Genomic DNA, 12,195 nt, shown 5'->3' on the forward strand with positions numbered 1-12,195 from the left:
CTGCATCCTTCACACTATACTGTGATACAAATCACGTTAATTTTTTTTGGGCAAATAAGACTTCTATGATTGTTGAACCTTCAATGACTTCCTCCCAACCAGAGGACATTCCTCCCGTTCCACGCAAAGTGGCATGGCTGCGTGTGCTCTTGCTGGCGATTTCAGCATTTATCTTCAACACAACCGAGTTTGTTCCGGTGGGATTATTGTCTGATATCGCGACCTCTTATCACATGAAGACAGCCGATGTCGGAATAATGCTGACCATCTATGCATGGTGTGTGGCGCTGCTTTCTTTACCCTTGATGTTAGTGACACGTAATATTGAACGGCGCTTTTTGCTCGTTGTACTGCTTATACTCTTTACTATCAGCCATGTCTTATCGGCTTTCGCATGGGATTTTAATGCGTTAATTGCCTCTCGTGTCGGTATAGCAATCACGCATGCAATCTTCTGGTCAATTAACGCTTCATTAGTTATTCGTATTGCCCCCATGGGTAAGAGAACACAAGCACTTAGTATGTTGGCGACAGGCACCGCTCTTGCCATGGTCTTAGGCGTACCGATTGGACGGATTATTGGTCAATATCTGGGATGGCGCGCAACCTTCGGCTTAATAGGCGTATCATCCTTTGTTTTAATGATTATGCTGGCCCGGTTACTACCTAAGCTTCCGAGTGAACATACTGGATCACTTAAAAGTGTACCAGAGCTGTTCCGCCGCCCACCATTGGTATGCTTGTATCTGCTTGTCACCATCGTCGTGACCGCGCACTATACTGCTTATAGCTATATTGAACCCTTCATCCAAGCAGTAGCTTTGCAAAGCGCCAACTTCACTACCTTACTCTTGTTACTCTTTGGAGGAGCGGGGATTTTCGGAAGTACATTATTTAGCGCGCTGGGTAAGAAATTCCCTTCTGGGTTATTGCTTGGTGCAATTTTTCTCATCACCTTATGCATGGCGCTACTTTATGTCGCCGCAGGCCATAACTTCGAGACCATAGCGCTATGTGTGGTATGGGGTATTGCAATGATGATGATTAACTTGGCCTTACAGATCCGTGTGTTATCACTTGCCCCTGATGCTACTGATGTCGCTATGTCGTTGATGTCTGGGATCTACAACATTGGTATAGGGGCGGGAGCATTATTGGGGGGACAAATAAGTAATATATTGGGACTCTCTGTCATTGGTTATGCCGGTGCCGCATTCGGCGTCGTCAGTTTAGTTTGGTGTGCGTGGAGCTTAAAACGCTACCCAATCTTGCGCTCAAATCAATAAGTTAGCATTTTAACACTCTCTATAAACCCGCATTTACAGGCGGGTTTTTTTCTGTCATAACATTATGTCTACCAATAAAAAACGAATATATAACATAGGATAGACTGATGGATATTCAGTACTTTAATCAAAAAATCCGTCTCAGACACTTTCATGCATTAGCGGCGGTTGCTCAACAAAAATCCATCAGTGCCGCAGCCAATACGTTATCGATCAGTCAACCGGCACTATCCAAAACCCTTGCAGAATTAAAACAGTTATGTGGCTACGAAATTATTATTCGCCAAGGAAAAGGAGTGGTGCTGACTCATGAAGCTCAGCAATTACTCCCTCACGCTTTACAAATACTCAACACCTTACAGCATGCTACCGATAGTTTATTTTCACTCGAAACTTCACCAATTCAAGTTATTAGCTTAGCAGCCCTTACCACCGTAGCTATGGGGATCCTGCCGAGAATTATTGATGCATTCCACCAACGAAATCCTAATGTGCAATTACAAGTCTCCACCCTGCACAATAACGTTTTATTAGCGGCTTTACGCGCCCGTGAATATGACCTTGGTATTGGACGCCTCGCCGAAAAGACCTTTATGGACGGTCTAGAGTACGAATTACTGTTTACGGAAAAAATAAAACTTGTGGTGAACCCCTCTCACCCATTATTGAAGGGGAATGTAAGCCTTGCGGCTGCCATGAACTGGCCGGTGGTGATATCGCCTGAAGGGACCGCACCCTGGCGCATTGCTCAGCGAATTTTAGAGAGTCAGCATTGTCGATTACCACAAACGCGTATTGAGACCTCATCCACCTCTTTAGCACGTCAACTCGCTCTTCATTATAATTATGTTTGGTTTGTTCCCTCTGGAGCAGTACGTGAAGACTTATTACATCAAGCGCTATCTCCACTCCCCCTTATTTTTACTGACCCCGGTGAGACAGTGGGGATCATTACGCCCACTGATGCCCTGTTCAACACCACAGTTGAGAGGTTAAGACTAACGATCAGAGAGCAATCACAAACCTTGATAAACGATACTTTTTTATAATTGGAAAATATCTTTTATCCTTTAATATTAGTAACTTAAAAAATACATAGATTATTGAATAAAAAGAAAAGACTTTTATCGAATAAGATATAATAGTTATTAATTAAATCGTACGTAAAATAGACAAAAAAGAGGGGTTTTCAAGATTGTATCGTTAACATAATGTTAGATTGCTAATATTAATTATGTTTATAAGTGAAGTGTAATTAATGTATTAATTTGTAAAGATAGAATGAAAATGATATCTATTATTACCCTATCTTATTGATTTTAGTCACATCATATGTCAGTTTTTTTTGAAAAAAAATAACGATAAATTGATCGCGGTTAAAACCTTTTTTTCTTCGCGAAAAATGTTAAAGTACTCCCAGAAAATAACGTGGAGAATTCATCATGCTGAGTGAAAAAAGATTAATTAAACGCACCCCTGTTAATGGCAGCTCAATTCATTGCCAAGATTGTAGTATCAACCAACTTTGTATTCCCTTTACGCTGAACAACCATGAACTCAATCAACTTGACAACATCATCGAACGCAAAAAACCTATCCAAAAATCACAATCGTTGTTCAAGGCCGGAGATGAACTAAAATCGCTCTATGCCTTACGTTCAGGGACATTAAAAAGTTATACCATCACTGAGCAAGGCGATGAGCAGATCACTGGCTTTCATCTAGCCGGCGATGTAATAGGTTTTGATGCAATAACGTCTGGCCACCACCCTTCGTTTGCTCAAGCCTTAGAGACCTCAATGGTATGTGAAATACCTTTCGATACGCTGGATGACCTAGCCGGAAAAATGCCTGCCCTGCGTCACCAAATCATGCGACTTATGAGTGGCGAAATTAAAGCTGACCAAGAGATGATTTTACTGCTTTCTAAAAAGAATGCAGAAGAACGTTTAGCGGCTTTCATTTGGAATCTCTCGCAACGTTTTGGCCAACGTGGTTTTTCTCAACGTGAATTCCGCCTCACGATGACACGTGGCGATATTGGCAATTATTTAGGGCTGACTGTTGAAACAATCAGTCGATTATTAGGCCGTTTTCAAAAAAGCGGAATGCTTTCTGTTAAAGGAAAATATATCACTATAGAAAATCACGATATGCTTAATACATTGGCTGGCCATGCGCAACGTTGCGCCTAACTATTACCTAGATAAGCGAAACCGGATGCGCTATGTTACTGAAAATGATATTCCGGTTTTTTTAATCCTTACTCAATGATTCCGGACTATCCTTAGGTTAACTACATGCACTGAGGGGTTGTCATATGACGCAGTACCAAAATATTCTCGTGGCCATTGACCCAGATCAGGATGACCAACCCGCTCTCCGTCGCGCGGTATATCTCAATCATCGACTGGGTGGCAAAATTACTGCTTTCTTAGCCATTTATGATCTTTCTTATGAGTTGACTACTGCGCTTGCAACAGAAGAGAGGGAAAGCATGCGCCAAGAGATGATCCAGCAGCGCACAGAGTGGCTTAAGTATCAAGCACGCGTCTATTTGGAATCCGGGGTGGACATTGCACTAAAAGTGATCTGGCATAATCGCCAACAAGATGCCATCCTGCAAGAAATCGAAACAGGAAACTACGATCTCGTCCTGAAAATGGCGCATCAGTATGATCGTTTAGAGTCGGTAATCTTTACCCCTACCGATTGGCAAATATTACGCAAAAGTCCGTGTCCTGTATGGATGGTTAAAGATCAACCTTGGCCTGAAGAAGCTACAGCGGTTGTTGCCGTTAACCTAGCAAGCGATGACCAGCAACATGACGATTTGAATAGAAAACTAGTACGCGAAACCCAAGCACTTGCGTCACAGGTGAATCAGACCGCGGTTCGATTGGTCGGTGCCTATCCCATCACGCCCGTCAACCTGGCTATTGAATTACCTGATTTCGATGCACAAAGTTACAGCGATGCCGTTAGAGGACAACATCTACTCGCGATGAAAGCGCTTCGTCAGCCTTTCTCTATCGATAGTGAACACACCTATGTCGAGCAAGGAGAACCTGAAGAGGTTATCCCTGAGATTGCTACACAATTGAACGCAGGCGTCGTGGTGCTAGGAACCTTTGGTCGTACGGGGTTCTCCGCGGCTTTTCTAGGAAATACTGCTGAGCAAGTTATCGACCATTTGCGATGTGATTTGCTAGTAATGCGCCCTGATTCACTCCCTGAATAATGCACATTCTCCACAGAGTCATGATTGGCTCTGTGGATTCGCCGCTTTTTTATAGACATTTGTCAAACAATTGACTAAGACAGCTTGTCCTTTCCATGTAATAATCACCCTTCAACAATCAACAATAAATTTTCTCTGTGCAAGCTGAAGGACGTTTTATGAAATTTACTGCTACAGTTTTAGCAACAGCGCTCATTTCGCTCGGGCTTTCCACTGCCTACGCCGCTCAAGAATTTAGCCCTCAAAAAGCCGCATCACTTGCGCCCTACAAAAGAATCAACTTCACAGGTCGTTTTAATTCGTTGGTTGATGTGAGTAATGCCGTCTCAAAACGAGCAGACGATGCTGGTGCAGCAGGATTCTATGTCGTGTCAGTACACGACAGTAACAGTAATGGCGGTAATTGGCGGATCACTGCAGACCTTTACTTACCTGACTCAGCGCCTGCCCCGAAAGAGCCCCAATACCGTTACATAAACGGTATCAAAGAGCTTCCTAAAGCAGAGGCTTATCGCTTAGAACCCTATGACACGGTCAGCATCCGAGGTTTCTATCCTAGCCAGCCGCAGGTTGAATATGCAATTTCTCGTGCGGCAAAAGCCAAAAATGCCGATGCTTTCTTTATTATTCGACAAATTGCTGCCAATAACGGCGGCAACCAATATGTCACTGCTTATGTCTATAAAGCTGATGCACCACAACGTGTCGTACAGAGCCCTGATGCGATTCCAGCCGACTCACAAGCGGGTAAAGCAGCGCTTGCGGCAGGCGGTGCAGCAGCCAAAAAAGTCGAAATTCCAGGCGTAGCTTCTTCAGATTCAGCAAGTGAGAGTGTGGGCCGTTTCTACGAAACACAGACCTCAACCAATAAACGCTATACGGTTCCCCTTCCTAAAGGTGGCCAGATCCAAGAAGTCAACGATATCACTGCAGCGCAGATGACACCTTTCGATACAGTAACCATGACAGCGCATTTTGGTAACCCAACTGAGATGTCGACCGCTATCGCTCGCAGAGCAGCCGATAAAGGCGCGAAGTACTACCATATTACTCGTCAATGGCAGAACCAAAGTGGCGGTAATCTTACTGTCACAGCAGAACTGTTCAAATAACGACTAAAGCACCTTAGGGTGCTTTTTTTTTCTACAGCCTCTGCATAAATAAGCATTTTTTCGCATTTATACTCATTGCAATGTGTCCCCTCAATTCGTAGAATCAGCGCCCTAACTCGATCCACGAAATATGCTGTGTTGTTTTATTTTCTTAGCATCACCTGCTGTTTTAGTAAGTTTATCGAGACTTTTAAGCAAGTGAGTAGGTATTTATGACCGGTAAGAAAATAGGTGTTGGCGCACTGACAGCATTAGTCCTCAGTTCCATGCTCGGCGCAGGGGTATTCAGTCTTCCACAGAATATGGCTGAGGTATCGGGCTCTGAAGCATTAATCATTGGTTGGGCGATAACCGGTGTTGGTATCCTCTTTTTAGCGACCGCGATGCTTTATTTATCACGATTACGACCTGATTTGGATGGGGGGATCTTTACGTATGCCGAAGAAGGCTTTGGAAAGACGATTGGTTTTCTCTCAGCTTGGGGGTACTGGTTGTGCGCAGTCATCGCCAATGTCTCTTATCTCGTTGTCGTATTTTCTGCTTTAAGCTTTTTCACCGATTCTTCAGGACATGTAGTGTTCGGGGACGGAAATACCTGGCAAGCGATGCTCGGGGCATCTATTTTGTTATGGATTATTCATGCATTGATCGCGCGGGGTGTACAAACCGCGGCCAGTATCAATTTGCTCGCAACCCTGGGTAAACTTATTCCCCTACTCCTCTTCATCGTCTTGGGGATCATTCACTTCGATTATCATCAATTTACGTTTGATTTCTCAGGCTCTCAATTACACCTCCCTGTCTGGTCGCAGGTGAAGCAGACGATGCTGATTACCCTATGGGTATTCATTGGTGTTGAAGGCGCTGTGGTGGTCTCTGGCCGGGCAAAAAATAAAAATGATATCGGTAAGGCAACGCTTTTTGCGGTGATCTCAGCGCTGATTGTCTACCTATTAGTGACAATACTCTCGCTTGGGATCCTTCCAAGAGAAACGCTCGCCACGATGAAGAATCCCTCGATGGGCGGATTATTAGTCGAAATGGTGGGTCCTTACGGATATTGGATTATTGTAGGGGGAATTATTCTCTCGGTCTCTGGTGCTTACTTAAGCTGGACGATTATGGCAGCTGAGATACCTTTTATTGCAGCTAAACGCGGCGCATTTCCTAAAGCGATCGCAAAACAGAACGCTGCGGATGCGCCAATCGGTAGTTTATGGATGACCAATATCAGTGTTCAGATTTGTTTGATTGCAATTGCGTTATTTCATCTTGATTACAGCACACTATTAATTATCGCCTCAGAAATGGTGTTAGTCCCCTATCTGTTGGTCGGCTTGTTCTTAGCTAAAATCAGTTATCAAACGCAGAGCTACCGATCACTCCTTATCGGTATTGGTGCCACCCTCTATGGTATTTGGTTGCTCTACGCATCAGGCTTCGAACATTTAATGATGTCGTTAACGCTTTATGCGCCGGGGCTATTAGTATTCCTTTATGCTGGATGGCAACATCGTCAGGATTACACACTGCGCAAAGCAGATAAAGTGCTGATTGGCGCGATTATCATACTGGCGGTAGTTATCGGTATAGGTCGGTTATAACATGATAAGGTTATCCCAAAAGGGATGGCCTTTATCTCTGAAGGTAATTAGAAGTGGACGTGCAAATAATCATTTTCTTGATGCAAAGAAACTGATTTCCGATATTCCGCATAAATGAGTGCAATTTGGTGTTCGGAAAGTGAATAAGGCAATTGAATAGTAAAGTGTTTAATATTCTGCTGTTCAGCAAGCACTAATAATCGAGAGATATTCATTTCGTCACTCACTTGTGTCGAAATTATTTGCAGCGCCAGTTCTTTAAAATATTCAGCAGTTTCTAGATTATTATGGGCAGATTTACGAGTCACTACACCAAAGATAGGAAGAACACCGTAGATCGCATCGACGAAACGCCATTTCTTCTTACATGAAGCTGAGAGTAAGCTGCTGTAATTAAATGAAATAGCATCATTATTATCGATTGTTGATGTTGATGGCGTCGGCACATCATCCCCCAGTATTCTTCGTTTAAACCATATCTCTGCGGCGCTTATAGTCGCATATAATTACGTTATTATACCAGCAAGAGATGCCTTTTTCGTGATAACGTAGCTATAATTTCCAGTAACGTTGTTTTATTGTTAAATAAAAAAGAATTTTGTTAAAAATGAATAAAATAGTTTACGTTGAAGATGAAATTGAAGTGGGTGAATTAATTTCCGCCTACTTAAAAAAACACGATATTGAGGTTATTATCGAAACACGTGGTGATCAAGCTGAAGCGACTATCCTCGCCGAAAAACCTGACTTGGTGTTGCTCGATATCATGCTGCCAGGTAAGGATGGGATGTCGGTTTGTCGAGATTTACGCACTCAATGGCAAGGCCCAATTGTATTGTTAACCTCCTTAGACAGTGATATGAATCACATCTTAGCGCTCGAAATTGGCGCTAATGACTATATACTCAAAACGACGCCTCCTGCGGTATTGCTGGCTCGATTACGATTGCATTTACGTCAAAGCCAACCTATCACCACTACAGAAGAACGGTTAAGCCCGGCTCGACAAAGTCGCGTTATGCGTTTTGGCAAGCTTACCATTGATATGGCTAACCGCCAGGTCATTCTAGACGGGGAAATTATCTCCCTTTCTACCGCTGATTTCGATCTATTGTGGGAGTTGGCAAGTCATGCCGGGCAGATATTGAACCGCGATGTATTATTACAAACCCTACGTGGGGTAAGCTATGACGGAATGGACCGAAGTATAGATGTAGCCATTTCTCGCTTACGTAAGAGACTCTACGATAGTGCGACTGAGCCTTTTCGTATTAAAACGATTCGTAATAAAGGCTATCTTTTTGCCCCCCAAGCGTGGGAAACCAACTCAGAATGAAAAAATTATTCATTCAATTCTACCTACTGCTTTTTGTTTGCTTCATTGTCATGACTTTATTAGTAGGGCTTGTCTATAAAATGACAGCGGAGCGTGCAGGCCGACAATCCATGAACGATCTGATGGCGAGTTCACTGTCATTGATGCGCAGTGAATTACGTGAAATACCGCCTAAAGATTGGAATAGCACTGTCGATAATCTTGACCTCAACCTCTCATTTAAACTTCACATTGAACCCCTTACTAACTATCAATTACCGGATGCGGAGATGCGCCGGTTGCATGCAGGGGAAATTGTTGCCTTAGATGACCAATATACCTTCATTCAACATATTCCTCGCAGCCATTATGTTTTATCGGTCGGTCCAATACCTTATCTCTTCTTTCTTCATCAGATGAGAATGCTAGACGTTCTATTATTAACGTTCATAGCGATGTCTTTAGCCCTACCCGTATTCATCTGGATGCGGCCTCACTGGCAAGAAATGTTAAAGTTGGAAAAAATGGCACAACGATTTGGTGACGGTGACTTGGATGCGCGTACACAATTCGAGAGTACTTCCAGCCTTTATCGATTAGGCATCGCCTTCAATCAAATGGCCGATAATATTAAAGACCTGGTGGCGAGTAAAAAACTGTTAATTGATGGTATAGCCCATGAATTACGGACTCCATTAGTACGTTTACGCTATCGATTGGCAATGAGCGACAACTTATCATCAGCTGAGTCGACCGCCTTAAACCGTGATATCGGGCAACTTGAGGCCTTAATCCAAGAGTTATTAACCTTTGCTCGCCTTGATCGACCGCAAGTGGCTTTGTCATTACAACAGATCGACTTGCGGGAGTGGTTAGTAGAATGGGTCGATGATCTTCGCGTTATCCGTGCTGATAAAACGATTCAATTAGACGTCCCGCCTCAGTCGGCAAACCATGTCACTGATAATCGTTTAATGGAACGTGTACTCGATAATTTAGTCAATAATGCGCTACGTTATGCCGAGCAACGATTACGTATCAGTCTATGGTTTGACGCGCAACATGGCTATTTACAAGTTGAAGACGATGGACCGGGTATCCCCGCCGAGCAACGAGCCAAGATCTTTGAACCTTTCGTACGTCTTGATCCGAGCCGTGATCGTGCTACGGGCGGTTGTGGTTTAGGGCTAGCGATTGTCCATTCCATCGCGCAAGCTTTTCAAGGTTCGATTCGCGCAGAAAGTAGCCCCTTAGGAGGGGCCTGTTTACGCTTTAGTTGGCCACTTAATACCTTTACTCCAGATACCTCACTGCTTACCGCACGCAAGGATAATTTATGAAAGCCTATCAAGCTCTAACAGAACGTTTTCAACGCTTGTCCCGTCTCGATCATCTCGCCGCTATCGCCGGTTGGGATATGCAAACCATGATGCCAAGTGGCGGTAGCGACGCCAGAGGCGAAGCACTAGCAGAACTTAGCGTAATGCATCATGAAATTCTGGTGCAAGATAGCACGGCGGAGCTTATTGCTCAGGCTCAACAAGAATCCTTAGAGAGCGATATGCAAGCAAACCTTAATGAAATGATTCGCCACTATACTGATGCGGCTTTACTGCCGACAGAATTAGTTGAAGCTAAGGCTCTAGCGGGAAGCCGTTGCGAACAAGCATGGCGTCAGCAGCGAATTGAAAATGATTGGCAAGGTTTTCAGAAGAACTTAATCCCTGTTGTAGCATTATCACGGCAAGAGGCACAGCTGCGAGCGCAAGCACAAGGGAGTACGCCCTATGATGCGCTGCTTAATCTCTATGAACCAGGAATGACCAGCGAACGACTCGATACGCTTTTTGGAGAACTTATTAGTTGGTTGCCCGGGCTGCTACAACAGGTTGTCGCAAAACAGCCCTCTCTCACATCCTTACCCACACAGCGTATCTACCCTATTTCACAGCAAAAGGCCCTAGCAGAGTCGGTCATGCAACTGCTGGACTTCAATTTCGACCATGGTCGTCTCGATATTAGCGCCCATCCTTTCTGTGGTGGAGTACCGACCGATGTACGCATCACTACGCGCTATGATACCAGTGAATTCTTGAGCGCCTTGATGGGGGTCATTCACGAAACCGGACATGCACGCTATGAACAGAATCTGCCTAAACAATGGCCAGGCCAACCTATTGCATTGGCACGTTCAACTGCCATTCATGAATCACAGAGTCTTTTTTTAGAGATGCAGCTCGGTAGAAGCCAGTCATTTTTACGTCATCTGCACCCTCTTATTTGCCAGCATTTAACCGCCGCCACTGATCTTTCCCTTGACGAATTAGTGAAACAAGTTCAACACGTGAGTCCTGGCTTTATTCGCGTAGATGCCGATGAAGTCAGCTATCCCGCTCACGTAATCTTGCGTTATGAAATCGAACGCTCACTTATCAATGGTGAGGTTGAAGTCTCTGACATTCCTGAATTATGGGATGAAAAAATGCAGCGTTATTTGGGTATCAGTACTGCGGGCAATTATCGTGATGGCTGTATGCAGGATATACACTGGACAGATGGTTCCTTTGGCTATTTTCCGACCTATACTTTAGGTGCCATGTATGCTGCCCAGCTTTTTAATAGCCTTCAGCAACAACTCCCGAGTATTGAAGAAGCGATCACGCTTGGGGAGTTAAAACCTATTTTCGCTTGGCTTAACCAAAATATTTGGCGTCAAGGCAGCCGATACTCTATTGATGCGTTGATGCAACAGGCGACAGGTGAAACCCTGAATCCTACATGGTTTAAGCAGCATTTAGAACGCCGTTACTTAGGTATCTAGCTGACATGTACATACCGTTACATACCGATACCAATCACCAACGGACAGTTTACGAGATTCCTCATATAGTGATTCTACCGGCTCCGCAGTGGGCTATCCGATAATGTGATATTGAGGAAATTCAAATGAAAAAGCTTTTCGCACTGGTAGTTGCCGCGGCTATGGGTATCTCTTCAGCAGCTTTCGCTGCAGACACTACAGCTACCCCAGCAGCTTCCGCTGCTAAGACTACAACTACTGCAGCACCTGCTAAGCACAATGCTAAAAAGCATCATGCTAAGAAAGCAAAACCTGCTGCAGAGCAAAAAGCGCAAGCAGCTAAAAAGCACCACGCTAAGAAAGCAAAACCTGCTGCAGCGCAAAAAGCGCAAGCAGCTAAAAAGCACCACGCTAAGAAAGCAAAACCTGCTGCAGAGCAAAAAGCGCAAGCAGCTAAAAAGCATCACGCTAAGAAAGTAAAACCTGCTGCAGCGCAAAAAGCGCAAGCAGCTAAAAAGCACCACGCTAAGAAAGTAAAACCTGCTGCAGCGCAAAAAGCGCAAGCAGCTAAAAAACACCACGCTAAGAAAGTCACTAAAAAATAAGTGAATCCTAAACGTTACTAGCGTTAAAGTGTTTAAACACCCGGTTATGCCGGGTGTTTCTTTACGGGAGTTTGTCCATGATGCGCCGCTACCGTTATGAAATAATTCTTCTAACCGTTATTGTTTGCGGCATTATGGCTGCATGTTGTTTCGTCTAACATCTTCCACTCTGTGACAATTACCTTCCCTTTTCTTAGTTGATACGTCTATAGTGTCGCTATAGATTTCTATG

The 12,195-nt window shown here is 44.1% G+C and carries 11 protein-coding genes; 10 read left to right on the forward strand and 1 reads right to left on the reverse strand.

Annotated features, from left to right (window positions below):
• The first annotated feature begins 65 nt into the window (after positions 1–65).
• From QJR74_RS07580 to QJR74_RS07605, 6 genes are all read left to right on the forward strand, one after another.
• The gene (locus QJR74_RS07580; RefSeq protein WP_304371275.1) at positions 66–1,286 is read left to right on the forward strand and encodes a sugar transporter; all 1,221 of its coding nucleotides are present in this window, start codon (positions 66–68) and stop codon (positions 1,284–1,286) included.
• A gap of 107 nt (positions 1,287–1,393) precedes the next feature.
• Positions 1,394–2,335 (forward strand): LysR substrate-binding domain-containing protein, encoded by a 942-nt coding sequence (locus QJR74_RS07585; protein ID WP_304371276.1) that lies wholly within the window; start codon positions 1,394–1,396, stop codon positions 2,333–2,335.
• A 393-nt stretch (positions 2,336–2,728) separates the two neighbouring features.
• Positions 2,729–3,481, forward strand: a complete 753-nt coding sequence (locus QJR74_RS07590; protein WP_304371277.1) for an FNR family transcription factor — start codon at positions 2,729–2,731, stop codon at positions 3,479–3,481.
• A 125-nt stretch (positions 3,482–3,606) separates the two neighbouring features.
• Entirely contained in the window at positions 3,607–4,527 is a 921-nt protein-coding gene (gene uspE / locus QJR74_RS07595; protein WP_304371278.1) for a universal stress protein UspE, read from the forward strand.
• Between the two features lie 158 nt (positions 4,528–4,685).
• Complete coding sequence (gene ydgH / locus QJR74_RS07600; protein WP_304371279.1) at positions 4,686–5,639, forward strand: DUF1471 family protein YdgH; 954 nt, start codon at positions 4,686–4,688, stop codon at positions 5,637–5,639.
• 212 nt (positions 5,640–5,851) lie between these two features.
• On the forward strand, positions 5,852–7,243 hold the full coding sequence (locus tag QJR74_RS07605; RefSeq protein ID WP_304371280.1) for a basic amino acid/polyamine antiporter: 1,392 nt from the start codon (positions 5,852–5,854) through the stop codon (positions 7,241–7,243).
• Between the two features lie 47 nt (positions 7,244–7,290).
• Here QJR74_RS07605 and QJR74_RS07610 read toward each other — a convergent pair whose 3' ends face one another.
• Entirely contained in the window at positions 7,291–7,689 is a 399-nt protein-coding gene (locus QJR74_RS07610) for a hypothetical protein (RefSeq protein ID WP_304371281.1), read from the reverse strand.
• 161 nt (positions 7,690–7,850) lie between these two features.
• Between QJR74_RS07610 and rstA the strand changes: the two genes are divergently transcribed.
• From rstA to asr, 4 genes are all read left to right on the forward strand, one after another.
• Complete coding sequence (rstA, locus tag QJR74_RS07615) at positions 7,851–8,579, forward strand: two-component system response regulator RstA (protein ID WP_304371282.1); 729 nt, start codon at positions 7,851–7,853, stop codon at positions 8,577–8,579.
• The gene (gene rstB, locus QJR74_RS07620; protein ID WP_304371283.1) at positions 8,576–9,898 is read left to right on the forward strand and encodes a two-component system sensor histidine kinase RstB; all 1,323 of its coding nucleotides are present in this window, start codon (positions 8,576–8,578) and stop codon (positions 9,896–9,898) included. The genes rstA and rstB overlap by 4 nt, the downstream gene beginning before the upstream one ends.
• On the forward strand, positions 9,895–11,379 hold the full coding sequence (locus QJR74_RS07625; RefSeq protein ID WP_304371284.1) for a carboxypeptidase M32: 1,485 nt from the start codon (positions 9,895–9,897) through the stop codon (positions 11,377–11,379). The genes rstB and QJR74_RS07625 overlap by 4 nt, the downstream gene beginning before the upstream one ends.
• 125 nt (positions 11,380–11,504) lie before the next feature.
• Positions 11,505–11,963, forward strand: a complete 459-nt coding sequence (asr, locus tag QJR74_RS07630; RefSeq protein ID WP_304371285.1) for an acid resistance repetitive basic protein Asr — start codon at positions 11,505–11,507, stop codon at positions 11,961–11,963.
• Positions 11,964–12,195: the final 232 nt, after the last annotated feature.

Origin of the sequence: Tatumella ptyseos, from assembly GCF_030552895.1 — a bacterium.
In the GTDB taxonomy this organism is placed as follows: domain Bacteria; phylum Pseudomonadota; class Gammaproteobacteria; order Enterobacterales; family Enterobacteriaceae; genus Rosenbergiella; species Rosenbergiella ptyseos_A.

Coding starts and splice junctions, on each gene's coding strand:
- rstA (WP_304371282.1), top strand. CDS start 7,851: ATGAATAAAATAGTTTACGTTGAAGATGAAATTGAAGTGGGTGAATTA.
- QJR74_RS07585 (WP_304371276.1), top strand. CDS start 1,394: ATGGATATTCAGTACTTTAATCAAAAAATCCGTCTCAGACACTTTCAT.
- uspE (WP_304371278.1), top strand. CDS start 3,607: ATGACGCAGTACCAAAATATTCTCGTGGCCATTGACCCAGATCAGGAT.
- QJR74_RS07580 (WP_304371275.1), top strand. CDS start 66: ATGATTGTTGAACCTTCAATGACTTCCTCCCAACCAGAGGACATTCCT.
- ydgH (WP_304371279.1), top strand. CDS start 4,686: ATGAAATTTACTGCTACAGTTTTAGCAACAGCGCTCATTTCGCTCGGG.
- QJR74_RS07590 (WP_304371277.1), top strand. CDS start 2,729: ATGCTGAGTGAAAAAAGATTAATTAAACGCACCCCTGTTAATGGCAGC.
- rstB (WP_304371283.1), top strand. CDS start 8,576: ATGAAAAAATTATTCATTCAATTCTACCTACTGCTTTTTGTTTGCTTC.
- QJR74_RS07605 (WP_304371280.1), top strand. CDS start 5,852: ATGACCGGTAAGAAAATAGGTGTTGGCGCACTGACAGCATTAGTCCTC.
- QJR74_RS07625 (WP_304371284.1), top strand. CDS start 9,895: ATGAAAGCCTATCAAGCTCTAACAGAACGTTTTCAACGCTTGTCCCGT.
- asr (WP_304371285.1), top strand. CDS start 11,505: ATGAAAAAGCTTTTCGCACTGGTAGTTGCCGCGGCTATGGGTATCTCT.